General features: G+C 67.2%; 26 protein-coding genes and 1 pseudogene. 9 read left to right on the top strand and 18 right to left on the bottom strand.

The window, feature by feature from the left end; translation table 11 throughout:
- Nucleotides 1-5: 5 nt before the first annotated feature.
- Nucleotides 6-250: pseudogene (locus tag DIE22_RS39235) on the bottom strand (hypothetical protein); the annotation flags it as partial.
- Here DIE22_RS39235 and DIE22_RS23065 point away from each other — a divergent pair.
- Both DIE22_RS23065 and DIE22_RS23060 read left to right on the top strand, forming a co-directional pair.
- A complete protein-coding gene (locus DIE22_RS23065) occupies nt 146-1,966 on the top strand; it encodes a PhoH family protein (protein ID WP_124498625.1) in 1,821 nt (606 codons plus the stop codon). The pseudogene DIE22_RS39235 and the gene DIE22_RS23065 overlap by 105 nt on opposite strands.
- Nucleotides 1,967-2,204: 238 nt before the next feature.
- Nucleotides 2,205-3,251 (top strand): C40 family peptidase, encoded by a 1,047-nt coding sequence (locus DIE22_RS23060; RefSeq protein ID WP_124606166.1) that lies wholly within the window; start codon nt 2,205-2,207, stop codon nt 3,249-3,251.
- Between the two features lie 113 nt (nt 3,252-3,364).
- Here DIE22_RS23060 and DIE22_RS23055 read toward each other — a convergent pair whose 3' ends face one another.
- From DIE22_RS23055 to DIE22_RS23010, 10 genes are all read right to left on the bottom strand, one after another.
- Nucleotides 3,365-4,375 carry an inorganic phosphate transporter gene (locus tag DIE22_RS23055; protein ID WP_124498627.1) on the bottom strand — a complete coding sequence of 337 codons (1,011 nt, stop codon included), beginning with the start codon at nt 4,373-4,375 and terminating at the stop codon, nt 3,365-3,367.
- Nucleotides 4,376-4,385: 10 nt separating this feature from the next.
- Nucleotides 4,386-5,012, bottom strand: a complete 627-nt coding sequence (locus DIE22_RS23050) for a DUF47 domain-containing protein (RefSeq protein ID WP_046545887.1) — start codon at nt 5,010-5,012, stop codon at nt 4,386-4,388.
- Nucleotides 5,013-5,149: 137 nt separating this feature from the next.
- Nucleotides 5,150-6,532: a replicative DNA helicase gene (locus DIE22_RS23045; protein WP_124498628.1), complete on the bottom strand. Its 1,383-nt coding sequence runs from the start codon at nt 6,530-6,532 to the stop codon at nt 5,150-5,152.
- A 139-nt stretch (nt 6,533-6,671) separates the two neighbouring features.
- The gene (rplI, locus tag DIE22_RS23040) at nt 6,672-7,124 is read right to left on the bottom strand and encodes a 50S ribosomal protein L9 (RefSeq protein ID WP_124498629.1); all 453 of its coding nucleotides are present in this window, start codon (nt 7,122-7,124) and stop codon (nt 6,672-6,674) included.
- A 27-nt stretch (nt 7,125-7,151) separates the two neighbouring features.
- Nucleotides 7,152-7,427, bottom strand: a complete 276-nt coding sequence (gene rpsR, locus DIE22_RS23035) for a 30S ribosomal protein S18 (protein WP_124498630.1) — start codon at nt 7,425-7,427, stop codon at nt 7,152-7,154.
- Nucleotides 7,428-7,431: 4 nt separating this feature from the next.
- A complete protein-coding gene (gene priB, locus DIE22_RS23030) occupies nt 7,432-7,731 on the bottom strand; it encodes a primosomal replication protein N (protein WP_124498631.1) in 300 nt (99 codons plus the stop codon).
- Nucleotides 7,732-7,772: 41 nt separating this feature from the next.
- Nucleotides 7,773-8,147, bottom strand: a complete 375-nt coding sequence (gene rpsF, locus DIE22_RS23025; RefSeq protein ID WP_006755436.1) for a 30S ribosomal protein S6 — start codon at nt 8,145-8,147, stop codon at nt 7,773-7,775.
- Nucleotides 8,148-8,454: 307 nt separating this feature from the next.
- The gene (locus DIE22_RS23020) at nt 8,455-9,366 is read right to left on the bottom strand and encodes an anti-sigma factor (protein ID WP_124606165.1); all 912 of its coding nucleotides are present in this window, start codon (nt 9,364-9,366) and stop codon (nt 8,455-8,457) included.
- Nucleotides 9,356-9,997, bottom strand: a complete 642-nt coding sequence (locus DIE22_RS23015) for an RNA polymerase sigma factor (protein WP_124498633.1) — start codon at nt 9,995-9,997, stop codon at nt 9,356-9,358. Before DIE22_RS23015 ends, DIE22_RS23020 begins: the two co-directional genes overlap by 11 nt.
- Before the next feature lie 176 nt (nt 9,998-10,173).
- Nucleotides 10,174-11,085 (bottom strand): LysR family transcriptional regulator, encoded by a 912-nt coding sequence (locus DIE22_RS23010; RefSeq protein ID WP_124498634.1) that lies wholly within the window; start codon nt 11,083-11,085, stop codon nt 10,174-10,176.
- 171 nt (nt 11,086-11,256) lie between these two features.
- Here DIE22_RS23010 and gcl point away from each other — a divergent pair, with 171 nt between their 5' ends.
- The 4 genes from gcl to lysM all read left to right on the top strand — a co-directional run bounded on the left by gcl (nt 11,257) and on the right by lysM (nt 15,752).
- On the top strand, nt 11,257-13,032 hold the full coding sequence (gcl, locus tag DIE22_RS23005) for a glyoxylate carboligase (protein WP_124606164.1): 1,776 nt from the start codon (nt 11,257-11,259) through the stop codon (nt 13,030-13,032).
- A 46-nt stretch (nt 13,033-13,078) separates the two neighbouring features.
- Nucleotides 13,079-13,888, top strand: coding sequence for a hydroxypyruvate isomerase (gene hyi, locus DIE22_RS23000; RefSeq protein ID WP_124498636.1), 810 nt, complete (start codon nt 13,079-13,081; stop codon nt 13,886-13,888).
- A gap of 26 nt (nt 13,889-13,914) precedes the next feature.
- Nucleotides 13,915-14,823 (top strand): 2-hydroxy-3-oxopropionate reductase, encoded by a 909-nt coding sequence (locus tag DIE22_RS22995; protein ID WP_260426741.1) that lies wholly within the window; start codon nt 13,915-13,917, stop codon nt 14,821-14,823.
- Nucleotides 14,824-15,281: 458 nt separating this feature from the next.
- The gene (lysM, locus tag DIE22_RS22990) at nt 15,282-15,752 is read left to right on the top strand and encodes a peptidoglycan-binding protein LysM (RefSeq protein WP_124498638.1); all 471 of its coding nucleotides are present in this window, start codon (nt 15,282-15,284) and stop codon (nt 15,750-15,752) included.
- 90 nt (nt 15,753-15,842) lie between these two features.
- On the opposite strand, the gene DIE22_RS22985 is transcribed toward lysM, so the two are convergent.
- Complete coding sequence (locus tag DIE22_RS22985; RefSeq protein ID WP_124606163.1) at nt 15,843-16,865, bottom strand: asparaginase; 1,023 nt, start codon at nt 16,863-16,865, stop codon at nt 15,843-15,845.
- A 270-nt stretch (nt 16,866-17,135) separates the two neighbouring features.
- Between DIE22_RS22985 and DIE22_RS22980 the strand changes: the two genes are divergently transcribed.
- From DIE22_RS22980 to DIE22_RS22970, 3 genes are all read left to right on the top strand, one after another.
- Entirely contained in the window at nt 17,136-17,426 is a 291-nt protein-coding gene (locus DIE22_RS22980; protein ID WP_044843641.1) for a PsiF family protein, read from the top strand.
- A gap of 323 nt (nt 17,427-17,749) precedes the next feature.
- On the top strand, nt 17,750-18,208 hold the full coding sequence (locus tag DIE22_RS22975) for a hypothetical protein (RefSeq protein WP_124606162.1): 459 nt from the start codon (nt 17,750-17,752) through the stop codon (nt 18,206-18,208).
- A 231-nt stretch (nt 18,209-18,439) separates the two neighbouring features.
- Entirely contained in the window at nt 18,440-19,027 is a 588-nt protein-coding gene (locus DIE22_RS22970) for a YSC84-related protein (RefSeq protein ID WP_124498640.1), read from the top strand.
- A gap of 109 nt (nt 19,028-19,136) precedes the next feature.
- Here DIE22_RS22970 and DIE22_RS22965 read toward each other — a convergent pair whose 3' ends face one another.
- The 6 genes from DIE22_RS22965 to DIE22_RS22940 form a co-directional block, all read right to left on the bottom strand.
- Complete coding sequence (locus DIE22_RS22965) at nt 19,137-20,201, bottom strand: glycosyltransferase family 4 protein (protein WP_124498641.1); 1,065 nt, start codon at nt 20,199-20,201, stop codon at nt 19,137-19,139.
- A gap of 259 nt (nt 20,202-20,460) precedes the next feature.
- On the bottom strand, nt 20,461-21,636 hold the full coding sequence (locus DIE22_RS22960) for an AAA family ATPase (RefSeq protein ID WP_124606161.1): 1,176 nt from the start codon (nt 21,634-21,636) through the stop codon (nt 20,461-20,463).
- Nucleotides 21,637-21,669: 33 nt separating this feature from the next.
- On the bottom strand, nt 21,670-22,842 hold the full coding sequence (locus tag DIE22_RS22955; protein WP_124606160.1) for a mechanosensitive ion channel family protein: 1,173 nt from the start codon (nt 22,840-22,842) through the stop codon (nt 21,670-21,672).
- 95 nt (nt 22,843-22,937) lie between these two features.
- Nucleotides 22,938-23,294, bottom strand: a complete 357-nt coding sequence (locus tag DIE22_RS22950; RefSeq protein WP_011885036.1) for a Rap1a/Tai family immunity protein — start codon at nt 23,292-23,294, stop codon at nt 22,938-22,940.
- A 119-nt stretch (nt 23,295-23,413) separates the two neighbouring features.
- Nucleotides 23,414-24,124: an ankyrin repeat domain-containing protein gene (locus tag DIE22_RS22945; RefSeq protein ID WP_124498644.1), complete on the bottom strand. Its 711-nt coding sequence runs from the start codon at nt 24,122-24,124 to the stop codon at nt 23,414-23,416.
- Nucleotides 24,125-24,167: 43 nt separating this feature from the next.
- Nucleotides 24,168-24,947, bottom strand: coding sequence for a TatD family hydrolase (locus DIE22_RS22940; RefSeq protein WP_059538079.1), 780 nt, complete (start codon nt 24,945-24,947; stop codon nt 24,168-24,170).
- Nucleotides 24,948-24,988: the final 41 nt, after the last annotated feature.

Raw genomic sequence — 24,988 nt, 5'->3', positions numbered from 1 at the left:
CCCTGTCAAGGAGCTGATCGACACCTAGGCGAACCGGCTAGACGAAATTCCTGTGCGCCACCGCGCGCAAACTGCATGCGTCTACGTCACGCAGGATGCGATCAGCGGCGCACTTCATGCGACACGATTCCTCCCGAGGGACACCATGCCTTTGCCTACCCCCCCCAGCAAGCTCGGCAGCCTGCTGCCGCCCGACGAATACAAGGCGAAAGCGCGGCCCGCGAAAGCCGCGAAGAAATCCGCCGAAGGGGACGCATCCACAGCCGGTGACTATGGCCCGGCCAGCGTGGCCCAACCGATGACCGAAGCCGCGAACACGGCCGCGCCGCTGCGCGCCGTCGCATCGTCGGCGCAAGACGCCGCAGGCACGCCCGCACGCAGCCGCAAGACCAGGCAGACGGCTGCCCTGCTGCAGCCGATGCAGGCGCCGGCCGAACCCGCGGCACCCGCAGCCCCCGCCGCGCCGGTCGTCGCGCGTCACGACAAGCCCGCTGCCGGGAAGCCTGCCGCGGCACCCGCGCGCGATGCCGGCGCCGCGACGAAGTCGCGCAGCCGCAAGCCGGCCGAAGCCGAACTGCAGAAGCTGTTCGTGCTCGACACCAACGTGCTGATGCACGACCCGAGCAGCCTCTTCCGCTTCGAGGAACACGACGTCTATCTGCCGATGATGACGCTCGAGGAACTCGACAACCACAAGAAGGGGATGTCCGAAGTCGCGCGCAACGCACGCCAGGTGAGCCGCACGCTCGACGCGCTGGTCGCCGACGGCGGCCCGATCTCGGCCGGCATTCCGCTGTCGCGCCTCGGCAGCCGCGAGGCGCTCGGCCGCCTGTACTTCCAGACGAAGCTCACGGACATCGCGCCGGTCGAAGGTTTGCCGGAAGGCAAGGCCGACAACCAGATCCTCGGCGTCGTACGCGCACTGCAGCGCGACCGGCCGGACCGCCAGGTCGTGCTGGTGTCGAAAGACATCAACATGCGGATCAAGGCGCATGCGCTCGGCCTGCCCGCGGAAGACTACTTCAACGACCAGGTACTCGAGGACAAGGACCTCCTGTATTCCGGCGTGCGCGAACTGCCGCAGGACTTCTGGACCAGGCACGCGAAGGGCATGGAGAGCTGGCAGGACACGAAGACGGGCACCACGTACTACCGCGTGACGGGCCCGCTCGTCGCGTCGATGCTCGTCAACGAGTTCGTCTATCTCGAGCCGCAGAACGGCGAACCGACGTTCCACGCGATCGTCCGCGAGCTGAACGGCAAGACGGCGCTGCTGCAGACGCTGCGCGACTACAGCCACCACAAGAACAACGTGTGGGGCATCACCGCGCGCAACCGCGAGCAGAACTTCGCGCTGAACCTGCTGATGAACCCCGAGATCGACTTCGTCACGCTGCTCGGCCAGGCCGGCACCGGCAAGACGCTCGTCGCGCTCGCGGCCGGCCTCGCGCAGGTGCTCGACGACAAGCGCTACAACGAGATCATCGTGACGCGCGCGACCGTGCCCGTCGGCGAGGACATCGGTTTCCTGCCCGGCACCGAGGAAGAGAAGATGCAGCCGTGGATGGGTGCATTCGACGACAACCTCGAAGTGCTGCAGAAGACCGACGACGCAGCCGGCGAATGGGGCCGTGCGGCGACGCAGGAACTGATCCGTTCGCGCCTGAAGGTGAAGAGCATGAACTTCATGCGCGGCCGCACGTTCGTCGACAAGTACCTGATCATCGACGAGGCGCAGAACCTGACGCCGAAACAGATGAAGACGCTCGTGACGCGCGCGGGCCCCGGCACGAAGATCGTGTGCCTCGGCAACATCGCGCAGATCGACACGCCTTACCTGACCGAAGGCAGTTCGGGCCTCACCTACGTCGTCGACCGCTTCAAGGGCTGGGGCCACAGCGGCCACGTGACGCTCGCGCGCGGCGAACGCTCGCGGCTCGCCGACTACGCGTCGGACATCCTGTAACGCGATACGCCGGCTCCTCGCCGGCCTTCGACGCCATGCGGCGCTCCGTTCCCGGAGCGCCGTTTTTATTTATGGGGTCGGAATCGTTGGTCATGCTTCGTTACGCAACGACCTCACTTACGCACGAAACTTCAAGTAAATTCTCAGGAATGGTTGCCTAAGCCCCGCCGGAACGTCTACCATCGGGTCTGTCTGTTGTCATACGATTCGCGAGCGCGCCGCGCTCGTCCGCCTTGTCATGCTTCGAATCTGGGTTCCCGTCGCCGTCGTTTCACTGCTCGCGGCCTGCTCCAGCGTGCCGCCGCAGTCGGCATCGCGCACCTCCGGCATGAAGATCACGACGCCGCGCGCGTTCCCGGCGCCCGCCAATTTCCCGAAGTTCGTCGATCACAGCGTCGGTCAGGAAGAAATCTCGATCCAGGCGATGAGCCTCGTCGGCGTGCCGTATCGCTGGGGCGGCAACACGCCGACGAGCGGCTTCGACTGCAGCGGGCTCGTGCGCTACGTGATCGGCCGCGCGGCCGACGTGGACCTGCCGCGCACGACCGCCGACATGAGCAGCCGCGGCGTGTCGATCGACCCCGACCAGGTCGCGCCAGGCGACCTGATCTTCTTCAACACGACCGGACGCCCGCATTCGCACGTCGGCATTTATGTCGGCAAGCTGCGCTTCGTCAACGCGCCGTCGACCGGCGGCACCGTGCGGCTCGATTACCTGACGAACCCGTACTGGGCCAAGCGCTTCGACGGCATTCGCCGCGTCGCGCCGCCGCGCGGCACGCCGACGCCATTCGATGCGCCGACCTACGAGGCACGGCGCGACGCGCCGGCGGCCGCCCCGGCCGCTGTCGTCACGGCCGCCGCGCCGCGACAGCCGGCCTATGCGCCGTCGCAAGCCGGAGCGGCCCCGTCGCCCGCTCCGGTCGTGGCGACCGCCGCGGTTACCCGGGCAGCCGCGTCCGCCACCGATCCGTACGAACCGCCGCCGCGCGTGCAGGCCGCCCGGCAGCAGGCAACCTCGGCGAACGGCGACCTGACCACCCTGACCGCGAATGCAGCACCGGCCGGCCCGGCAGAGGTCGGCACGCAGATTCCGACGACGGCACTGACAGCCGCCCAGGCGGCCGCGTTCGATGACGAACCGCCGCCCGCGGCCACCGCACCGTCGCCGCGCACCACCGAACCCGTGCAGGTGCTGCGGGCGTCGACGCAAGCCGCGCCCGTCAGTCCGCGCACCGGCACGGCGGACGATCCGATCGCCCGCTTCGCGAACGGAACTTACTGACGCGGCGCATCCCCGGCGGCGGCCCCGCCATGGGCCGCCCCCTGCCCGACCACCCAAAAAAAGCGCCGCAACCTTTCGGCTTGCGGCGCATTTCGTGTCCGGCAGCGGCGGAATCAGAAGATCTGGTGCCCGAGCCACCAGCCGCCGGCCGCGAACAGCGCGGACGCCGGCAGCGTCAGCACCCACGCCCACACGATGTTGCCGGCGACGCCCCAGCGCACGGCCGACAGCTTCTGCGTCGCGCCGACGCCGACGATCGCACCGGTGATCGTGTGCGTGGTCGACACCGGAATGCCGAGGAACGATGCGAGGAACAGCGTCATCGCGCCGCCGGTTTCCGCACAGAAACCGCCGACCGGCTTGAGCTTCGTGATCTTCTGGCCCATCGTGCGCACGATGCGCCAGCCGCCGAACAGCGTGCCGAGGCCCATCGACAGATAGCACGCGCCAATCACCCACGCGGGCGGCGCATCGGACGTCGCCGACGCGTAGCCCGACGCGATCAGCAGCATCCAGATGATGCCGATCGTTTTCTGCGCGTCATTGCCGCCGTGGCCCAGGCTGTACAGCCCGGCCGACAGCAATTGCAGCCGGCGGAACCGCCGGTCGACCTTGCTGGGCGCGGTGCGGAAATACAGCCACGAAACACCGAGCATGAACAGCGAGCCGAGAATGAAGCCGAGCAGCGGCGAGATGAAGATGAACGCAACCGTCTTCAGCAACCCGTCGATGTTCAGCGAACCCCAGCCCGACTTCGCGAGCGCCGCGCCGACGAGGCCGCCGATCAGCGCATGCGACGAGCTCGACGGAATCCCGTAGTACCACGTGATCACGTTCCAGCCGATCGCGCCGACGAGTGCGCCGAACACCACGTAGTGGTCGACGATCTCGGGGTCGATCGTGCCTTTGCCGACGGTCTGTGCAACTTTCAGGTGGAAGATGAAATACGCGATGACGTTGAACGCGGCCGCGAACACCACGGCCTGCTGGGGCTTCAGTACCCCGGTCGACACGACCGTGGCGATCGAGTTCGCCGCGTCGTGAAAGCCGTTCATGAAGTCGAATACGAGCGCGACGAGCACCAGCGTCGCGACCATCCATAGGGCGAGTTGTATCGAATGCATCGTGGTCCGCTCAGGCGTTTTCCAGCACGATGCCTTCGATGATGTTCGCGACGTCCTCGCACTTGTCGGTGATCTCTTCGAGCAGCTCGTAGATCGCCTTCAGCTTGATGAGCGTCTTCACGTCGTCTTCCTCGCGGAACAGCTTCGACATTGCCGCGCGCAGCACGCGATCGGCCTCCGACTCCCAGCGGTCGATCTCCTCGCACTGCTTGAGGATCTGCGCCGACTGCTTCATGTCGGACAGCAAGCCGACGGCCTGCTGCACGTGTTGCGCCGACTGCGTGACGATGTGCGCGAGCTGGCTCGCCTCGGACGTGACGGACTGCACGTCGTACAGCGACACGGCCGTCGCGACGTCCTCCATCAGGTCGAGGATGTCGTCCATCGTCGTGATCAGCTTGTGGATCTCGTCGCGATCGAGCGGCGTGATGAAGGTCTTGTGCAGCAGATCGATCGCTTCATGCGTAAGCTTGTCAGCGGCCTTTTCGGCGGTCTGCACGTTTTGCTTGTGAATCTCGGCGTCGGCGAGATTGTCGATCAGCAGTTCGAGTTCGCGTCCGCCGGCCACGATGTGCTTGGCGTGCGCGTTGAAGAGTTCAAAGAACTTGCCCTCGGTGGGCATGAATCGACCGAACATGGGATTCCTGAGAGATTGTCAAACTACTGTCACGAAAACGGGCGACATTGTACCGTTTCCACGCGTGACGCGGCGCGCGCATATGCGCACGCCGGGATTGAATACAACGTCGGCGAAATAAGGGTTTACTTCCGGCGTTAGTCGCCGTGGAAGTTCTGGGCCCCGGCAAAGTTGTCGAACTTCGTGTATTGCCCCAGGAACGTGAGCCGAACGGGACCGATCGGGCCGTTACGCTGCTTGCCGATGATGATTTCGGCGGTACCCTTGTCGGGGCTGTCCGGGTTGTAGACTTCGTCGCGGTAGATGAACAGGATCACGTCCGCGTCCTGTTCGATTGCGCCCGATTCGCGCAAATCGGACATCACCGGACGCTTGTTCGGACGCTGCTCCAGCCCGCGGTTCAGCTGCGACAGCGCGATCACCGGCACGTCCAGCTCCTTCGCCAGACTCTTCAGCGATCGCGAGATTTCCGAGATTTCGGTCGCGCGGTTCTCGCCCTGCGACGAACCCGACATCAGCTGCAGGTAGTCGACGATGATCAAGCCGAGCTTGCCGCATTGCCGCGCGAGACGCCGCGCGCGTGAGCGCAATTCCATCGGGTTCAGGCCGCCCGTCTCGTCGATGAAGAGCTGCGCCTCGCTCATCTTCTGCACCGCGTGCGTCAGCTTCGGCCAGTCCTCGTCCGTCAGGCGGCCCGTGCGCATCCGGTGCTGGTCGAGCCGGCCGATCGAGCCGAGCATCCGCATCACGAGTTGGGTGCCCGGCATTTCCATCGAGAACACCGCAACGGGCAACCCGTACTCGACCGCGACATATTCGCCGATGTTCATCGACAGCGCGGTCTTGCCCATCGACGGGCGCCCCGCGACGATGATCAGCTCGCCGCCGTGCATCCCGGAAGTCATCCGGTCGAGGTCGACGAAGCCCGTCGGCGTGCCCGTGACGTCGCTCGGATTCGCGGTGTGATACAGCGTATCGATGCGCTCGACGACCTGCGTAAGCAGCGGGCCGACTTCGAGGAAGCCCTGATTGCCGCGCGCGCCTTCCTCGGCGATCGAAAACACCTTCGACTCGGCCTCGTCGAGCAGCTGGCGGACTTCCTTGCCCTGCGGATTGAACGCGTCGGCCGAGATTTCATCGGCGACCGACACGAGCCGGCGCAGCACCGCCCGGTCGCGCACGATTTCCGCATAGCGACGGATGTTCGCTGCGCTCGGCGTGTTCTGTGCGAGCGCGTTCAGGTAGGCGAGCCCGCCAACGTCGTCGGCCTTGCCGGACGTGACCAGCGCTTCATACACGGTCACGACGTCGGCCGGACGCGTCGACGCGATCAGCCGGCCGATGTGCTCGTAGATGATCCGGTGGTCGTAGCGGTAGAAGTCGCCCTGCGACAGGAAGTCGGCAATCCGGTCCCAGGCCGCGTTGTCGAGCAACAGGCCGCCGAGCACCGACTGCTCGGCTTCGACCGAATGCGGCGGGACTTTCAGCGATTCGATTTGAGGATCTTGCGGCGCGTTCATGGGTTGGGATTATCGCGAATTACACAGGACGGCGCCATACCGGCCGCCAGTGATGCGGCAATAAAAAAGGCAGGCCCCGGTTGCCCGGGCGCCTGCCCTTGTCCGGACGGCGGAAGCCGCCCGGAAAGCTTGCGTACGCTTACGCGTGGTCGCCGATCACGTTGATCGTGACGTCGACGACGACGTCCGTGTGCAGCGCGACCTGGACGTTGTGCTCGCCGATCATCTTCAGCGGGCCTTCCGGCATGCGAACCTGCAGCTTCTCGACTTCGAAACCTGCCTTCTTCAGCAGTTCCGCGACGTCGCCGTTCGTGACCGAGCCGAACAGGCGGCCGTCAACGCCCGACTTCTGCGTGACTTCGAACGACTGGCCGTTCAGCTTCTCGCCGACTGCCTGCGATGCCGCCAGCTTTTCAGCGGCGATCTTTTCGAGTTCAGCGCGGCGAACTTCGAATTCGGCGATCGCTTCCTTCGTTGCACGGCGAGCCTTGCGGTTCGGGATCAGGAAGTTGCGAGCGTAACCGTCCTTGACCTTGACGATATCGCCGAGGTTGCCCAGATTGGCGACTTTTTCCAACAGAATGATTTGCATTCGAATTCTCCTTATTGCGTCGCCTGATTACGCCTTGTGCTGATCGGTGTACGGCAGCAGCGCGAGGAAACGCGCACGCTTGATTGCCGTATCCAGCTGACGCTGATAGTGCGACTTCGTACCCGTCAGGCGAGCCGGCGTGATCTTGCCGTTTTCGCCGATGAAGTCCTTCAGCGTATCCGTGTCCTTGTAGTCGATCTGGTCGACGCCTGCTGCCGTGAAACGGCAGAACTTCTTGCGCTTGAAGAGCGGGTTTTGTTGCTGACGACGCTTGTCGAATTTCTTACCAGTCGGGCGGGCCATGATTTCAGTCCTTTCCTATGTCCTGCAATGCAGTGATGTGAAACACCAAGGTTCTCGCGTTGCGGCTTTTCTTCGCCAGGAAGCCCGTGAACAGCGTCTCGACGCCCATTTCACGGCTCTCCAGCCTGCCGCTCGCCTCACCGGCCGCCACCGCCTCGATCGTCATTTCGACCTGACGGGGAATGCCTGCCTCGACGACTTCCGTGCGGTGATGCAATGTGGCGCTTGCGATCGGAACACCCGCCGGCGTATATCGCACCGGTTCGCGTTCGACGACGCTCGCCGTCAATTGCAATCTGTTCACGTAAGTGACGCGCTCCTTGATGGCTTAAATAAGTGACGAACTTAAGCCTGCGCTTCGGTCGGCTGAGCTGCAGCCGCCTTCTTGGCTTCTTCGCGCTGAACTTCCTTCATCATCGGCGACGGGCCGGTCTCGGCCTTCTTCATCTTGACGATGAGGTGGCGCAGCACGGCGTCGTTGAACTTGAACGCGTGTTCGAGTTCGTCGAGCGTCGTCTGGTCGCACTCGATGTTCATGCAGACGTAGTGAGCCTTCGCGAGTTTCTCGATCATGTAGGCCAGCTGGCGACGGCCCCAGTCTTCGACACGGTGGATCTGGCCGCCGTGCGTCGTGATCGTGGTCTTGTAACGCTCGATCATCGCGGGCACTTGCTCGCTCTGATCGGGGTGCACGATGAATACGATTTCGTAATGACGCATTACACACTCCTTGTGGATTGAAGCCACCCGGGCGTCTGAACCGGTGTGGCAAGTGAGAAGCCGAAGATTTTAACCCGGATACGGGGCACATGCAACACCGATCGACGATTCCCGGGCGGATTCAGCCATGTTTTCAACGACTTGAGCCGCTCGGGCCGCAACAACGGCTGGGCCGGCCGGGCTGCGCGGCCGTTTTGCATTCGGGTCCGGATCGTTGCCGGCGCGAGCGATCCGCCGGCAGCCTGGCCATGCGGCGGGCCCGAGCCGGCCGGCCCCCTCCGCGGCCAACGACGCGCGCCGCTTGCCGCTATTCGGTACGCGCCCCGGCGAGCCGCGCGTCGAGCGCGGTCCTGAACGCGGCCAGCGCCGGCGGTTCGGCATCGGTCACGGCCCACCAGGTCATCCCGGCCGCGTCCCAGCGGTCGAGCGCGTAGCCCTGCGACACGGTCGCGTAAGGCGCCGCGGCCTGTCCCTCGCCGGCCGGCCGCACGTAGACGTCGATCACGTGCTGCCGGTAGCGGTACACGAGCACGGCGACGCGGCGACGCCCGACGTAGTCGAGCCGGCCGCCGGCCAGCGCGAAGCCGTTCGCGGCCAGATCCTCGACCGGCGGCGCATAGTCGAGCCGGCCGTTGAACCACGGCTTGACCGTGTGCCGGTCGGTCGAGATCACATCGATGTCGCGCGCCGACAGGCCGGCCCGCACGTGGCTCGACACGAGTTCGTCGACCGTGCGGTCGGTCTCGGCGTGGCGCGCAGTCAGCGCCATCCCCGCCGCCGCGGCCAGCGCGACCATCAGCGCCACGCCCCAGCCGAGCCCCGGCAGCGCCGCGACGCGCGGCCCCGGGCCGGCAGGCGCCGGGCGCGCCGATGCGCCACGGCCGCCCGGCCAGGAAAACCAGCGGCGACCGCGCGGCTGCGGCTGCGGCTGCGGCTGCGATCGGGGCTCGGGCCGGGGCGCCGGTTCCGGGCGCGACAGCACCCCGACCGACGCGTCGTCCTCCACCGGCAGGCTCGCCAGGATGCGCGCGCGCAACTCGGCCGGCGCGCGATGGTAATCGGCCTGCCGCACGGCCCGGCTCAGCGCGACGATCCGCTCGCGTTCGCGGCGGCATGCATCGCACCCTTCGACATGGCGCTGGACGCGCAACGCATCGGGCGCCGGCAGTTCCCGGTCGACGTCCGCGTCGAGCAATGCGCGCGCTTCGTTACAGTCCATCGATCGCCTCCGATGCAGTTCCGCCCGCCGGCGTGCGCCCCGGCCTCGCGCCGGACGCCGTTGCTGCGTCGCCGCCCAGCAGCGCGGCGAGCTTGCGGCGGCCGCGCGCGAGCCGCGACATTACCGTGCCGACCGGCACATCCGCGATCGCCGCAATCTCGCGGTAACTCAGGTCCTCCATCTCGCGCAGCACGAGCACCTCGCGGTATTCGGGCGGCAGCTTCGCGAGCGCCGCATTCACGAGCCGCACGTTCTCGCCGCGCAGCAGGTGCGCGAGCGGATCCTCGGTCGCGGGCTGCCAGTCGTCGGGAACGTCGGCGTCGTCGAGCGAGTCGGGCAGCGCAACCTCGTGCGCATGGGTGCGGCGGCGCCATTCGGTGTACCAGGTGTGGCGCACGATCGTCAGCAGCCACGGCCGCGCGTCGTCGCCGCGACACGAATCGACGAAGCGCAGCGCGCGCACGCACGCGTCCTGGACGACGTCGTCCGCATCGCCGGCGTTGCCGCTCAGCCAGCGCGCGAGGTTGTACGCGGCGTCGAGATGCGGCAGCACGAGCACGCGAAACCGCTCGCCGCGCGCGACCCCGTCGTCCTCCGCCCGTTCATCGACCGCCTGTCCGGCTTGCCCCACATGGCCTCCCTGGTCCCGGCGGCGAACGCCGCGCCCGTTCCGCGCACGGCGCCCGGACAGACCGGCAACATGCGCGCTCGATGACCTTACCGCCGCTGCATCGAGTTTATTCCCGCGCCGCGCTCATGAAGCGTAAAAAAAACACCGAACGGGCCGCGTCGGGCCGCCCGCTCCCGCTACGGCGTGGTGCTCCAGTAGCCGGGGCGCGCATACGCGTCGCGCAGGTAGTCGATGAAGTAGCGCACGCGCGCGGGCACGTAGCGCTGCTGCGGGTAGACCGCGAGGATGTCGTAGTCCGGCAGCGCATATTCGTCGAGCACCGTCTCGAGTTCGCCGGTCTCGAGCTGCGCGGCGATTTCCCAGGTCGAGCGCCAGCCGAGCCCAAGGCTCTCGGCCACCCAGCGATGCAGCAGCTCGCCGTCGTTGCAGTCGAGATTGCCGGCCACCCGCATCGTCACGATCTTGCCGTGGCGCTGGAAATACCAGCCGCGGTTCTGGCCGCCCTGCAGGTTGAAGGCGAGACAGTTGTGCCGGAGCAGGTCGTCGAGCGACTTCGGCCGGCCGTGGCGGCGGAAATAGTCGGGCGTGCCGCACACGACACGCCGGTTCGATGCGAGCTTCACCGCGACGAAGTTCGGGTCGACCGCGCCGCCGATCCGGATCGACAGGTCGTAGCCTTCGCGCACGAGATCGACGACGCGGTCGGTCAGGTTGAACGACAGCTGCATTTCCGGCTTGTCGGCGAGGAAACCGGGCGCGTGCGGCGCGACGTGCTTGCGGCCGAACGCGGCCGGCGCGGACACGATCAGGTGCCCGCTGACCGCGCGCCGCCCGGCGGCCAGCTCATTCTCGGCCTGGTCCCATTCGGACAGCAGCCCGCGGCAGCGCTCGAGGAACGCGGCGCCCTCCTCGCTGACCACCAGCCGCCGCGTCGAGCGGTACATCAGCTTCACGCCGAGGCGCTTCTCGAGCGCGTCGATGCGCCGCCCGAGCACCACCGGCGACACGCCCTCCTCGAGCGCGGCCGCCGCGAGGCTGCCTGCATCCGCGACCCGCACGAACGTCTCGATCTGCTTGAAACGATCCATGTCCTGTCTCCGTCCCGGCTCCGACACCGGCGGGAAGCCCCGTCCGGCCGTCATTCCATACTTTTAGTTTCGAAATAAGCGACTTCGGCTGATCTTATCAAACCATTCCTGCGTCCCTAAAGTGTTCCCAACAGACCGATTCGCAAGATCCGCACATTCAAGGAGACATTCATGGCCAAGATGAGAGCCGTCGACGCAGCCGTACTCGTGCTCGAGAAGGAAGGCATCCAGACCGCGTTCGGCGTGCCGGGCGCGGCAATCAACCCGTTCTATTCCGCGATGCGCAAGTCGGGCGGCATCAGCCACGTGCTGGCCCGCCACGTCGAAGGCGCGTCGCACATGGCCGAAGGCTTCACGCGTGCCGCGCCGGGCAACATCGGCGTGTGCATCGGCACGTCGGGCCCCGCCGGCACCGACATGATCACCGGCCTCTACTCCGCGTCGGCCGACTCGATTCCGATCCTCGCGATCACGGGCCAGGCACCGCGTGCGCGCCTGTACAAGGAGGACTTCCAGGCCGTCGACATCGAGTCGATCGCGAAGCCCGTCACCAAGTGGGCCGTCACCGTGCGCGAGCCGGCGCTCGTGCCGCGCGTGTTCCAGCAGGCATTCCACCTGATGCGCTCGGGACGCCCGGGCCCGGTGCTGGTCGACCTGCCGATCGACGTGCAGCTCGCCGAGATCGAATTCGACATCGACACGTATGAACCGCTGCCGGTCTACAAGCCCGCGGCAACCCGCGCGCAGATCGAGAAGGCGCTCGCGATGCTCAACGACGCGGACAAGCCGCTGATCGTGTCGGGCGGCGGCGTGCTCAACGCCGCGGCCGAAGACCTGCTCGTCCAGTTCGCCGAAACGATCGGCGTGCCGGTGATCCCGACGCTGATGTCGTGGGGCGCGATTCCGGACGACCACCCGCTGATGGCCGGCATGGTCGGCCTGCAGACGTCGCACCGCTACGGCAACGCGACGATGCTCGCGTCCGACTTCGTGCTCGGCATCGGCAACCGCTGGGCAAACCGCCACACGGGCAGCGTCGAGGTCTACACGAAGGGCCGCAAGTTCGTGCACGTCGACATCGAACCGACCCAGATCGGCCGCGTGTTCGGCCCGGATCTCGGCATCGTGTCCGACGCGAAGGCCGCACTCGAACTGTTCGTCGCGGTGGCGCAGGAATGGAAGGCCGCCGGCAAGCTGAAGGATCGCAGCACGTGGGTGTCCGAGTGCCAGGCGCGCAAGCGCACGCTGCAGCGCAAGACCCACTTCGACAACGTGCCGGTCAAGCCGCAGCGCGTGTACGAAGAGATGAACAAGGTGTTCGGCCGCGATACGTGCTACGTCAGCACGATCGGCCTGTCGCAGATCGCCGCCGCGCAGTTCCTGCACGTGTTCAAGGCACGCAACTGGATCAACTGCGGCCAGGCCGGCCCGCTCGGCTGGACGATCCCCGCCGCGCTCGGCGTGCGGGCGGCCGATCCGACCCGACAGATCGTCGCGCTGTCCGGCGACTACGACTTCCAGTTCATGATCGAGGAACTGGCGGCCGGCGCGCAATTCAAGCTGCCGTACGTGCACGTCGTCGTGAACAACTCGTACCTCGGGCTGATCCGCCAGGCACAGCGTGCGTTCGACATGGACTACTGCGTGCAGCTCGCGTTCGACAACGTGAACGCACCGGAACTGAACGGCTATGGCGTCGACCACGTGGCCGTCGCCGAAGGCCTCGGCTGCAAGGCGCTGCGCGTGTTCAAGCCGGAAGAGATCGAGCCCGCGCTGCGTCAGGCGCAATCGCTCGCGGAAGAGTTCAGCGTGCCGGTGGTCGTCGAAGTGATCCTCGAGCGCGTGACGAACATCTCGATGGGCGCCGAAATCGACGCGATCAACGAGTTCGAGGAACTCGCCGAAAAGGCCGAGCACGCGCCGACCGCGATCTCGCTGCTCGACTGATCCGCACGACATCTTTTTTGACTGACCGACCGAAGAGGCTTAGCTCATGCCGAAGTTTGCTGCAAACCTGACCATGCTGTTCAACGAAGTGCCGTTCCTCGACCGCTTCAAGGCGGCCGCGGACGCCGGCTTCGACGCCGTCGAGTTCCTGTTCCCGTACCCGTACGCGAAAGAGGAACTCGCCGAGCGGCTCGAGACGCACCGCCTGCGCCTCGTGCTGCACAACCTGCCCGCCGGCAACTGGGACCAGGGCGAGCGCGGCATTGCGTGCCTGCCCGATCGCGTCGGCGAGTTCCAGGAAGGTGTCGGCCGTGCGATCGAGTATGCGCAGGCGCTGAAGGTGCCGCAGCTGAACTGCCTCGTCGGCATCCCGTCGGCGAGCACGGCGCGCGACAAGACCTTCGTCACGATCGTCGACAACCTGCGCTTCGCCGCCGACGCGCTGAAGCGCGAAGGCATCCGCCTGCTGGTCGAGCCGTGCAACAGCTTCGACATCCCGGGCTTCGCGCTGAACCGCTCGGCCGAAGGGCTCGACGTGATCCGCGCGGTCGGCTCGGACAACCTGTTCCTGCAGTACGACATCTATCACATGCAGCGGATGGAAGGCGAACTGGCCGCGACGATCGAACGCAACCTCGCGTCGATCGGCCACGTCCAGCTCGCGGACAACCCGGGCCGCAACGAGCCGGGCACGGGCGAGATCAACTACGCGTTCCTGTTCGCACTGCTCGACCGGCTCGGCTATGCCGGCTACGTCGGCTGCGAATACAAGCCCCGCACCACCACGACGGAAGGGCTCGGCTGGCTGCAAAGCGTCGCCGGCTGCGCACCGGGCTCGGCGCGCCGCGCCGCCTGAGAACCGCCCTTCCCGCATACGCCCCTATAGGAGACTTTCACATGGCAACCATCGGTTTCATCGGCCTCGGCATCATGGGCGCGCACATGGCGCGCAACCTGCTCAAGGGCGATCATCAGCTCGTCGTGAACGGTGCGTTCCCGATTCCCGACGACCTGCGCGCGAGCGCGAAGGTCGTCGCGAGCTCGACCGAAGTCGCGCAGAACGCGGACATCATCATCTCGATGGTGCCGGACACGCCCGACGTGCGTAACGTGCTGTTCGCCGACGACGGCGTCGCGAAGGGCCTGACGGCCGGCAAGCTCGTGATCGACATGAGCTCGATCTCGCCGCTCGACACGCAGGCGTTCGCGAAGCAGATCAACGCGCTCGGCTGCGACTACCTCGACGCGCCGGTGTCCGGCGGCGAAGTCGGCGCGCGCGAAGCGACGCTGACGATCATGGTCGGCGGCCCGGAGCAGGCATTCGAGCGCGCGAAGCCGCTGTTCGAGAAGATGGGCAAGAACATCACGCTCGTCGGCGACAACGGTGCGGGCCAGACCTGCAAGGTCGCGAACCAGATCATCGTCGCGCTGAACATCGAGGCGGTCGGCGAAGCGCTGCTGTTCGCCGCGCGTTCGGGCGCCGATCCGGAGCGCGTGCGCCAGGCGCTGATGGGCGGCTTCGCCGCGTCGCGCATCCTCGAGGTGCACGGCGCGCGGATGACCAAGCGCACGTTCGATCCGGGCTTCCGCATCGAGCTGCACCAGAAGGACCTGAACCTCGCGCTCGACGGCGCGCGCAAGCTCGGCCTCGCGCTGCCGCACACGGCGAGCGCGCAGCAGCTGTTCAGCGTGTGCGCATCGCACGGCGGCAAGGCATGGGATCACTCGGCGCTCGTGCGTGCGCTCGAGATCATGTCGAACTTCGAGATCGGCCAGACGCCGGCCGCGTAACGCGGATGCCGCACCGCGCGTTTCCGCTGCAATGACGGAGGCGCGCGACGAACACACGCGATCCGGCCGCGGCCGGTCGCATCGATGCGCGAACACACGCGCATCACGGTGGGGCGCCCCGCCGCGCCGCGCTGAACGCGTGCGCGACGGGGCGAAAAACGCCGCTCTGGGCTGAGAGCGGCGTGGTGGGGTCCGCAGCGGCACCCGGCGGCGCCGGGGAAGCCTTGGTCGGTCAGACGTCGTCGTCGGGTGTCCGCCTGTCGGATTTCGCGTATTACATTTCTTTACGTTCAAGCGTACGATTTTTCATGCAATCGTCGTGATGAACGCCTACACTTTCGCCACGCCTTTCGAGAAATCCGCCGCGCTTGCGCTCACTCCGGTGATCGCGCCCAGCGCGGTGTTTTTTTCGCCACTTCACGGCGCGTTTTCTTTTCAACCACCTAGGGAGTGCAGCGATGGGTCTTCTTTCGTTTATCAAAGAGGCGGGTGAAAAACTGCTGGGTCACGCTGATGCGCAGGCAGCGGAAGATCCGAATGCCGCGAACCAGACCGCGGCCGATGCGATCAAGAACTACATCAGCACACAAGGTCTCGACACGTCGAACCTGGTCGTCGCATTCGACGGCGCTTCGCGTACCGTCACGCTGTCGGGCAGCGTCGCCGATCTCGACACGAAGGCGAAGGTCAAGGTCGCGGCCGGCAACGTGCAAGGCGTCGCAGGCGTGAACGACGACGATCTGCAGCCGGACGATGCGGAAGTTCAGTACCACGACGTGAAGCCGGGCGACACGCTGTCGGCGATCGCCAAGGAAGTGTATGGCGACGCGAACAAGTACCCGGCGATCTTCGAGGCGAACAAGCCGATGCTGTCGAGCCCGGACCGGATCTATCCGGGCCAGAAGCTCGTGATTCCGCCGCAGTCCTGAGCAATCGCGCAGCACTGACGCAAAAAAGGCAGGCCATCGGTCTGCCTTTTTTTCACGCGCGCCGCGGGCCGCCCGATCGGCGGCCGCCGGTCACAGCGTGTCGAATGCGCGTTGCAGCGCGTCGCACCCGTGAATGCCGTTCGCGAGCGCCAGCATCAGCAGCACGCGCGCCTTGAACGGGCTCAGCGACCCGGCGCTCACGAAACCGAGCGCATCGTCGTTCGCGGCGCCATTGCGCATCACGTGCCCCGAGCCGACGCGCGACGCGCGCACCACGGCGACGCCCGCGCTCGCCGCATCGGCGAGCGCCGCCTGCAGCGTCGCATGGATCGACCCGTTGCCGGTGCCCGCGACGACGAGGCCGCGCACGCCCGCCGCGACGAGCGCGTCGACGGCCGTGCGCGTCACGCCCGCATAGCTCGCGACGACTTCGACCGGCGGCCACGCCGCGGCGATCGCCAGTTGCGCATCGCGCGCGCGCGTCACGCGGCGCGCGAATTCGACGCGGCCGTCCTGCACCCAGCCGAGCGCGCCCAGTTCCGGCGACTGGAATGCGTCGACCGCGTAGGTGCTCGTCTTCACGACGTCACGCGCGCCGTGGATCCGGTTGTTGAACGCAACGAGCACGCCCTGCCCGCGCGCGGCCGGGTGAGCGGCGACCGTCACCGCGTTCAGCAGGTTCAGCGGGCCGTCGGACGACAGCGCGGTGGCCGGCCGCATCGCGGCCGTCAGCACGACCGGCTTGTCGCCGGTCACGACCAGATGCAGCGCGTACGCGGTTTCCTCGAGCGTGTCGGTACCGTGGGTGATCACGATGCCGTCGATCGCCGGATCGGCCATCAGCGCGTCGATGCGCGCGGCGAGCGTATTCCACAGCGGGAGCGCGAGATCCTTGCTGTCGATGCTGGCGACCTGCTCGGCGTCGATGCGCGCGACCGACGCGAGCGCCGGCACCGCGTCGAGCAGGAAATTGACGCCGAGCGCGCCGGCCTGGTAGCCGGCCGTGCTGGCGGCGTCCGGCGCGGCGCCGGCGATCGTGCCGCCGGTGGCGAGTACGGCGATGCGCAGCAGGGCCGTCGCGGACGAAGGGGATGCGGGGTTCGGAGTATTCATGGCCGCGATTGTAATGGCTCGCGGCCGGCCTCCGGTATTCCGCGTGTACGGCCGGCCGGACGCCGCGCGTCATGGTTTGCCCCGATCGCCTGCGCGCGCACGCACCGTCAACGGCGACGCGGCCCGCCGCGTTATAGGAATGCCGTTCTGGTGTTTTCACATTGATTTGCCATAATCGGAGCGCGCGACGCGATGCGGCCCTGTTCCCGTCGCGCCGGGCTTCGTGACGGCGTCGATATAAAACGCAATTCACCCCATGGGAGTGTCGAAATGAAAATCCAATCGCTCGTAGCCGCAGTGCTTCTCGGCGGCATGCTGGCTTCCCCCGCGTTCGCGGCGAACAGCCAGCAGGACAAGATGAAGGCCTGTAACACGCAGGCTGCCGGCAAGACGGGCGACGAACGCAAGGCGTTCATGAAGGACTGCCTGTCGGCCAAGCCCGCGAAGAAGATGTCGCAGCAGGAAAAGATGAAGGCCTGCAACACCCAGGCCGCCGACAAGAAGGGCGACGACCGCAAGGCGTTCATGAAGAGCTGCCTGAGCAGCCAGCCGGCCGCCTGAGTTCCGGCGCTCCCGCACGAATGCCGCGCACCGCTTCGGCGAGCGCGGCATTTTTGTTTTCGTTGCACGCGCATCGACGCGTGCAACGACGCCGGGCGCGTTGCTGCACCGTCCGGCCGACGGCACCGTTACGCCGCCGCCGCGATACACCCCGCCGCCCTCCCGCCCCGCTTTCCGGGCGCGCCGTGCGAATGCCGACACATGGTGCGGCAATTCGCCGCGATTTCTTCTATGATGGCTGCAACGCGGCCCATCCAAGTACAAGAAGCGCCATCGGGCCGCCCTCGAGACGGACGCGCACACCGCGTCAAACGGAGGCATGGATGGCATGGAGACAACACCGCTGGTTCCGCCGCTGGCTGATCGTGATCGTGTTCTGGGCCGTGCCCGTCGCGATCGTGGCCGTGCGCGAGATCCGCGAGGAAATGGCGTACAACAAGGCCGACCTGGCGCTCGCGCTGACCACCTGGCAGCTCACCGACGCGCAGCAGGCCGCGGGCGCCGCCGCGAAGTGCCACGGGGATCCTGACGCGGCACGTGCGGCCGGCTGCCCGGCCGACGTGCTGGCTGCCAACGCGGCACGCCAGCAGGCGGCCCGCGACGAATACGTGGTGCGCCGCAATACGCTCGCCGGTTACCTGTGGCACGCGTTCGTCGGCTACTGGGTCGTGCCGGCCGCGTTCCTGTTCGCGTGCGGGGTCGTGATCGCGCTGATCCGCCGCGCGCTGCGGCGCCCGCCGATCAAGCCACCCACCCCGCCGGCGCCGCCTGTCACGCACTGACGCGCACCGCCGCGCCTGATTCCCGTTTTTCTGCCCGCCGTCGGCCGCGCGCGCGACGCGTGGGCGTGCGCGCGCCGATTCGTCCGTTGGCACACCACGACATCCTCGGGACGATTTGACGCTTTTTCACGCGACGACGAAATGAGGCTGTAATCCGCTGTGATATAACTGCCGGCGTGATCCGCTCATTGAGCGAGACTCACTCCGAACATCATCCGATGGAGAAGAACGATGCAAAAACGGAATCTTGTGCTGAAGGCCGCCGCTGCGCTGATCGTCGGCAGCCTCGCGCTCACCGGCTGCACCACCACCCCTGACAAGCCCGACAACGCGGCGACCAACGCGTCGAAGCGTCAGGCGATCGATTCGAGCGTCGACGCAACGCTGTCGCGCATGTATTCCACGGTCAAGGGTTCGCGTGAACTCGTCGCGAAGTCGCGCGGCGTGCTGGTCTTCCCGGACGTGATCCAGGCCGGTTTCATCGTCGGCGGCCAGACCGGCAACGGCGCGCTGCGCGTCGGCGGCAGCACGGTCGGCTACTACAACACGTCGTCGCTGTCGGTCGGCCTGCAGGCCGGCGCGCAGTCGAAGGCGATCGTGTTCCTCTTCATGACGCAGGAAGCGCTCGACGAATTCCGCGGCTCGGACGGCTGGGCAGCCGGCGCCGGCGCCTCGGTCGCGCTCGTGAAGATGGGCGCGAACGGCGCGGTCGACACGACCACGGCCACCGCGCCGGTCCAGGTCGTCGTGCTGACCAACGCCGGCCTGATGGGCGACGTGTCGATCAACGGCACGAAGGTCACGAAGCTGAAGATCTGACGCTGCGGCGTCCTCGCCCGTGCGCGCCGCGCGCGGGCGACATGCAAACGGCGATGTCCTTGCGGGCATCGCCGTTTTTTTACCCGCGCGCCCCTGGCGCACCCGGGCTTCAGGTCGTCGAATCGATCACCTTGAAGCGCGAGCGCTTCTGCGCACGAATCAGCGACTGGTACACGTCGACGTACTGCTGCGCCATCCGCCGCGACGTGAAGCGCTCCTCGAAGCGCTGCCGCACGCGTGCGCGCGGCAGCAGGTGCAGCCGGTTCACGGCGGCCACCGCGCTGATCTCGTCCTCGACGATGAAGCCCGACACGCCCTCGTCCAACACTTCCGGCACCGCGCCGCGATTGAACGCGATCACCGGCGTGCCGCACGACATCGCCTCGATCATCACCAGCCCGAACGGCTCCGGCCAGTCGATCGGAAACAGCAGCGCATGCGCGCCCGACAGGAATTCGGCCTTCTGGTGATCGGCGATCTCGCCGATGTATTCGACGTGCGGCAGCGCGAAGAGCGGCTTGATCTCCCGTTCGAAGTATTCCTCGTCGGCCGCATCGATCTTCGCGGCGATCCGGATCGGCAGCCCGCACTGGCGCGCGATGCGGATCGCCGTGTCGACCCGCTTCTCCGGCGAGATGCGGCCGAGGAACGCGAGATAGCGCGGCTCGACGGGCTGCGGCAGGTACAGCGTGTCGGGCAGCCCGTGGTAGACGGTCGTCAGCCACTTCGCCTGCGGCAGCGGCTGGCGCTGCGAATTCGAGATCGAAATCACCGGCGCGGTGTTGAACGTGTCGAACACCGGCTGCTGCTCGGGCAGGTCGAGCCGGCCGTGCAGCGTCGTCACGAACGGCGTTTCCTGCCGGTTGAAAACCGAAAACGAGTAGTAATCCATGTGGAAATGGAGCACGTCGAAGTCCTTCGCGCGGCGCGCGACCGTCTCCATCAGCAGCATGTGCGGCGCGACGCGGTCGCGGATCGACGAGTCGAGCCGCAGCGCACGCGGCCACACCGGTTCGAGCTTCGCCCGGGTCGTCGAATCGCCGCTGGCGAACAGCGTCACGTCATGGCCGAGGTCGACCAGCGCCTCGGTAATGTAGGACACGACACGCTCCGTGCCGCCGTACAGCTTCGGCGGCACGGATTCGGTCAGCGGGGCGATCTGGGCAATTCTCATGGTCCATGTCTCCTGTGTCCTCGGTCGGCCGGCACGGGTGCTTGCGTACCGCCAGGCCGGCATCGTGCCGGTCGAATATCGCATTATTATTCGCGATCCCGGCGCCCGGAAGCGCCGGTCTTTCATTTTATGGGGGTTGTTACAGACAGGATACATTCATCCTCGGGCCCGCCCACACCGCTTCGGTGCGACCGGACCGCGGCGGCGGCTACCGACGGCATGCCGCCGGCGGCGAGCCGCGCGCGCTCCACCCCGCCCGTCAGCGCGACGGCCACTTCCATCGCGGCAGTTCGCGCGTGTCCGCATCGACGAGCACGGTCGCGCCGAGCTGCTTGTCGAGCATCAGCGATTCACAGCCGGCCTCGCGTTCGAGCGTCGCGATGAGCCGCGCCGCGTGCGACACGACCAGCACCTGCGAACGCTGCGCGGCCTGCGCGATCAGGCGGCCGAGCGCCGGCAGCAGATCGGGGTGCAGGCTCGTCTCCGGTTCGTTCAGCACCATCAGCGCGGGCGGCCGCGGCGTCAGCAGCGCGGCCGCGAGCAGCAGGTAGCGCAGCGTGCCGTCCGACAGCTCGGCGGCCGACAGCGGCCGCAGCAACCCCGGCTGGCGCATCGACACGTCGAAGCGGCCGCGGCCGCCCGGATTGTCGATGTCGATCGACGCGCCGGGGAACGCGTCGTCGATCGCCGCATCGAGCGCGGCGGCGTCGCCGATCTCACGGATCGTCTGCAGCGCGGCGGCCAGATCGGCGCCGTCGTCCGCGAGCACCGGCGTATGGGTGCCGATGTGCGACTGCCGGGCCGGCGCCTGTGCGTCGGTCCGGAAATGATCGTAGAAGCGCCACGACCGGATCCGCTCGCGCACCGCGATCATCTCCGGCGCGCCGGCCGGATCCGCGAACTCGGTCATCATGCTGTCGAAACTCGCGACCGGCTGCGGCACGGTGTGCCAGTCGCCCGCGCCGGTGCGGGTGCGAATCTGCGCGCCCTGCCGGTCGACCAGCAGCGTCGACGGACGCAGCAGCGCGCCGCCCCAGATGCATTCGCGCTTCACAACAGGATCGCGCGCGAACTGCGACCGGCTCGGGGTCGGCATGCCGAGATCGATCGCATAGCCGAAATCGTCGCCCGCGAAACCGAGCTTGAGGCTCACGGGTCCATTGCGCACCGTGCCGGTCACCGGCGTGTCGCCGGCGAGCATCGAACGCGAAAAGCGCTCGGGGCCGGCCCACAACGTCGAGGGCAGCCCGCCTTCGCGCGCGAGCGACGGAATCACGCGCCCCTGCGCGGTATCGGCGAGCAGCCGCAGCGCACGGTACACGCTCGACTTGCCGCTGCCGTTCGGTCCCGTGACGACGGTGAGCGCCGCGATTGGCGCGATCAGCTCGCGCAGCGAGCGGTAGTTGGCAATGGCGAGCGTCTTCAGCGCGGTCATGGGAGAAAAATGGCAACGGCTACCGGCGCGCGTTCAGCGGCCTTCGGTGGCCTTCGGATCGGCCGCGGTGTTGGCCGCCGTGCTGGCGGCAGGCGGCCGCGCGTGCGGCCGTTCGGGACTCGGCTCGCCCGGCGCGGATTCGTGCGGATACAGTTCCATCCGGCTGCGCGGCAGGCATTGCGGAAAGCGCGCCTGCAGGTAGGCGATCAACCCTTCGCGCACGCGGCAGCGCAGGTCCCAGCATGCCGACGAATCAACCGCGCTGACGAGCGCGCGCAACTGCATCGTGCGCTCGGTCGCGTCGGTGACCTGCAGCACCTGCACGCGGCCGTCCCACTCGGGCGCCGCGTGGACGAGCCGCGCGAGCTCCTCGCGCAGCGGCGCGAGCGGTGTGCGGTAGTCGACCGACAGGTACACCGTGCCGATGATCTCCGAGCTGCTGCGCGTCCAGTTCGTGAACGGGTTTTCGATGATCCACTGCAGCGGGACGACGAGCCGGCGCTGGTCCCACAGCCGCACCGACACGAACGAGCCGGTGATTTCCTCGATGCGGCCCCACTCGCCCTGGATCACGACGACGTCGTCGAGCCGGATCGGCTGCGTGAGCGCGATCTGCAGCCCGGCGATCAGGTTGCCGAGCACCGGCCGCGCGGCGATGCCGGCAACCAGCCCCGCGACGCCGGCCGACGCCAGCAGGCTCGCGCCGATCTGCCGCACGTTCGGGAACGTCATCAGCGCGGCACCCGTGCCGATGATCACGATGAGCACCATCACGGTACGCACGAGCACCCTGGCCTGCGTGTGGACGCGCCGCGCGTGGAGGTTGTCGGCCGCATCCATCGGATGGGCCTGGATGATCGCATCGCCGACCCCGGCCGCGAGCCGCACCAGCAGCCAGGTCAGCGCCACGATCGAGCCGACCGCGGCCGCGGTACGCATTCCGCCTACGAATGACATGCCGTCGTCCGCCTGGACCCACAGGAATTCGAGCGAGAGCAGCCCGAGCGTGACGAGCGACGGTTTGTCGATGTAGCGCAGGATCGCGCTCATCAGCGGATACGGCCGCGCGATCCGCTTGACGATGCGTGCACCGAGACGATGCCCGATCACGACGACGAGTACGACGATGACCGACACGCACAGCGTGCCGAGCCACGTATGCAGCGGCGCATCGGCGACGCGCCGCACTTCCTCGATTGAAATCATCGGCGCCCGGGATACTTCGGTTATGAGGCGCGGCGGCCTCGTCCTGGATGCGTCGGCGACGTCCGGGCGACGCGCGCGCCCGGACCGGCATCAGATCAGTTGCCGCCCCGGCACGGAAACGCCTTGCCGAGACCGAGCGACACCGCGGTGCTCGCGTTGTAGTCGGCAAGCTTCGGGTTCTCCGCGATGTACTTGCGCACCGCGTCGGTCATCTGCTGTGCCCGGATGTCGGGCGGCAGGCAGAAATACTGCCCGACGCGCGGCCCGGTGGTGCCGCCGATCGCGTCGATGGTGTTGTAGACGCCATCGGCGGCGCCTTCGATGTAGGCCGCGCACGACGCCCGCGACTTGACGTCCGTCTTCGCGCACAGCCGGTCGAGATCCGCGCCCGTGAAAGCCGCAGCCGACAACGGCACGGCAAACGCCGCGGCACAAAACATAGCCCGCAACATGGTGTTCCTTATGTCAATGCGGCCCAGGCCGCTCACTGCGCCGACCGGCGCGGCGGCCGGACGCCCGCTGCCGGCCGCGCTCCGGCCGGCCGGGCGCTGCGCCACCGCGCCGAAAACCGTCATTTTGCACTCTTTTGGGCATCTGCCGGCGCCGATGCGCCGACGCGCACCGTCCGCTTGCTCAGGATGTCGATCGCGTCCGGCGCCTTGTAGTGCTTCGCGAACTCGAGCGCGGTGATGCCAAGCTGGTTCTTCACCTGCGGATCGGCACCCTGGTCGAGCAGCAGGTTGACGGTCGTCGCATGGTTGCCGCGCGCGGCCATCATCAACGGCGTCGTGCCGTTCGGCGACGCGGTGTCGATATACGCGTCGTGGTCGAGCAGGACCCTGACGACCGCGTCCTGGCCGTTGGTGGCCGCGTAATGCAGCGGCGCCCAGCCCTTCTTGCTGACTTCCGCGCCCTTGTCGATCAGCAGCTTGACGAGCCCGACGTCGCCATTCAGCGACGCGAGCATCAGCGCGTTCTCGCCCGCCTTGTCTTCCTTCTCGAGGTCGACGTTCGGCGTCGTGGCGAGCGCCGCCGCGACCTTGTCGGATTTCTCGCGTGCGGCGATCACGAGCAGCGGATCGCCGTTGGGCGCGAGCGTGTTCGGATCGAGCTTGCCGCTCTTCAACTGCTTGCCGATGTCGTCGATGTCGTCGAACTTGACCGCCTTGACGATCGCGTCGAGCGACTCGGCATGCGCGCCGGCGGCGGCAATGAGGCCGCTCGCGACGAGCGCGGCGGCGACGAGTGCGCGCTTGGGCAGATATGTGGTCGGCTTCGTCATTGTTGTGGGCTCCTTCCCTGGGTTGTCGGCTGGACGCGCGTCGTTAGCGGGCGATCTTGAACAGCCGGAAAAAGTTCTGCGTCGTCGCATCGGCCAGCGCCTCGACGGCGATCCCGCGCTCGGATGCGATAAAGCGTCCGACATGGCTGACGTACGCAGGTTCATTCGGCTTGCCGCGATACGGCACCGGCGCGAGGTACGGCGAGTCGGTCTCGATCAGCAGCCGGTCGAGCGGCACGCGCCGCGCGACGTCCTGCACGTCGGTCGCGTTCTTGAAGGTGACGATCCCCGACAGCGAGATATGGAAGTTCTGCGCGAGCGCCTGCTCGGCCACGGGCCACGGCTCGGTGAAGCAGTGCATCACGCCGCCCGGCACGTCCGCGCGCTCCTCGGCCATGATCCGCAGCGTGTCTTCCGAAGACGAGCGCGTATGGATGATCAGCGGCTTCATCGTCGCGGTCGCCGCGCGGATATGCGTGCGAAAGCGTTCGCGCTGCCACTCCATGTCGGCGATCGAGCGGCCTTCGAGGCGGTAGTAGTCGAGGCCCGTCTCGCCGATCGCGACGACCTTCGGGTGCGCGGCCAGCTCGATCAGCTCCGCGAGCGTCGGCTCCCGTGCGTCCTCGTGATCCGGATGCACGCCGACCGACGCATAGACGTTGTCGTGCGCCTGCGCGATCGCGAGCACGTCGGGCAGCGTCTCGAAGTCGACCGACACGCACAGCGCGTGCGTGACGTCGTGCTCGCGCATGTTCTCCAGCACGGCAGGCAGGCGGTCGGCGAGACCCTTGAAATTGATGTGACAGTGAGAATCGACGAACATCGTGTTTCCTGAATACGTAAGACGGGCGCTCATGCGCTCGC

The organism is Burkholderia sp. Bp9142 (genome assembly GCF_003853415.1).
Classification (GTDB): Bacteria; Pseudomonadota; Gammaproteobacteria; order Burkholderiales; family Burkholderiaceae; genus Burkholderia.
Note: the sequence above shows the minus strand (reverse complement) of the source record. Positions and strands in the feature narration are given on the sequence as shown.

Excerpts from the sequence above, each read along its gene's own strand:
- DIE22_RS23065 (WP_124498625.1), top strand. The coding sequence starts at position 146 with ATGCCTTTGCCTACCCCCCCCAGCAAGCTCGGCAGCCTGCTGCCGCCC.
- DIE22_RS23060 (WP_124606166.1), top strand. The coding sequence starts at position 2,205 with ATGCTTCGAATCTGGGTTCCCGTCGCCGTCGTTTCACTGCTCGCGGCC.
- DIE22_RS23055 (WP_124498627.1), bottom strand. The coding sequence starts at position 4,375 with ATGCATTCGATACAACTCGCCCTATGGATGGTCGCGACGCTGGTGCTC.
- DIE22_RS23050 (WP_046545887.1), bottom strand. The coding sequence starts at position 5,012 with ATGTTCGGTCGATTCATGCCCACCGAGGGCAAGTTCTTTGAACTCTTC.
- DIE22_RS23045 (WP_124498628.1), bottom strand. The coding sequence starts at position 6,532 with ATGAACGCGCCGCAAGATCCTCAAATCGAATCGCTGAAAGTCCCGCCG.
- rplI (WP_124498629.1), bottom strand. The coding sequence starts at position 7,124 with ATGCAAATCATTCTGTTGGAAAAAGTCGCCAATCTGGGCAACCTCGGC.
- rpsR (WP_124498630.1), bottom strand. The coding sequence starts at position 7,427 with ATGGCCCGCCCGACTGGTAAGAAATTCGACAAGCGTCGTCAGCAACAA.
- rpsF (WP_006755436.1), bottom strand. The coding sequence starts at position 8,147 with ATGCGTCATTACGAAATCGTATTCATCGTGCACCCCGATCAGAGCGAG.
- DIE22_RS23020 (WP_124606165.1), bottom strand. The coding sequence starts at position 9,366 with ATGGACTGTAACGAAGCGCGCGCATTGCTCGACGCGGACGTCGACCGG.
- DIE22_RS23010 (WP_124498634.1), bottom strand. The coding sequence starts at position 11,085 with ATGGATCGTTTCAAGCAGATCGAGACGTTCGTGCGGGTCGCGGATGCA.
- gcl (WP_124606164.1), top strand. The coding sequence starts at position 11,257 with ATGGCCAAGATGAGAGCCGTCGACGCAGCCGTACTCGTGCTCGAGAAG.
- hyi (WP_124498636.1), top strand. The coding sequence starts at position 13,079 with ATGCCGAAGTTTGCTGCAAACCTGACCATGCTGTTCAACGAAGTGCCG.
- lysM (WP_124498638.1), top strand. The coding sequence starts at position 15,282 with ATGGGTCTTCTTTCGTTTATCAAAGAGGCGGGTGAAAAACTGCTGGGT.
- DIE22_RS22985 (WP_124606163.1), bottom strand. The coding sequence starts at position 16,865 with ATGAATACTCCGAACCCCGCATCCCCTTCGTCCGCGACGGCCCTGCTG.
- DIE22_RS22980 (WP_044843641.1), top strand. The coding sequence starts at position 17,136 with ATGAAAATCCAATCGCTCGTAGCCGCAGTGCTTCTCGGCGGCATGCTG.
- DIE22_RS22975 (WP_124606162.1), top strand. The coding sequence starts at position 17,750 with ATGGCATGGAGACAACACCGCTGGTTCCGCCGCTGGCTGATCGTGATC.
- DIE22_RS22970 (WP_124498640.1), top strand. The coding sequence starts at position 18,440 with ATGCAAAAACGGAATCTTGTGCTGAAGGCCGCCGCTGCGCTGATCGTC.
- DIE22_RS22965 (WP_124498641.1), bottom strand. The coding sequence starts at position 20,201 with ATGAGAATTGCCCAGATCGCCCCGCTGACCGAATCCGTGCCGCCGAAG.
- DIE22_RS22960 (WP_124606161.1), bottom strand. The coding sequence starts at position 21,636 with ATGACCGCGCTGAAGACGCTCGCCATTGCCAACTACCGCTCGCTGCGC.
- DIE22_RS22955 (WP_124606160.1), bottom strand. The coding sequence starts at position 22,842 with ATGATTTCAATCGAGGAAGTGCGGCGCGTCGCCGATGCGCCGCTGCAT.
- DIE22_RS22950 (WP_011885036.1), bottom strand. The coding sequence starts at position 23,294 with ATGTTGCGGGCTATGTTTTGTGCCGCGGCGTTTGCCGTGCCGTTGTCG.
- DIE22_RS22945 (WP_124498644.1), bottom strand. The coding sequence starts at position 24,124 with ATGACGAAGCCGACCACATATCTGCCCAAGCGCGCACTCGTCGCCGCC.
- DIE22_RS22940 (WP_059538079.1), bottom strand. The coding sequence starts at position 24,947 with ATGTTCGTCGATTCTCACTGTCACATCAATTTCAAGGGTCTCGCCGAC.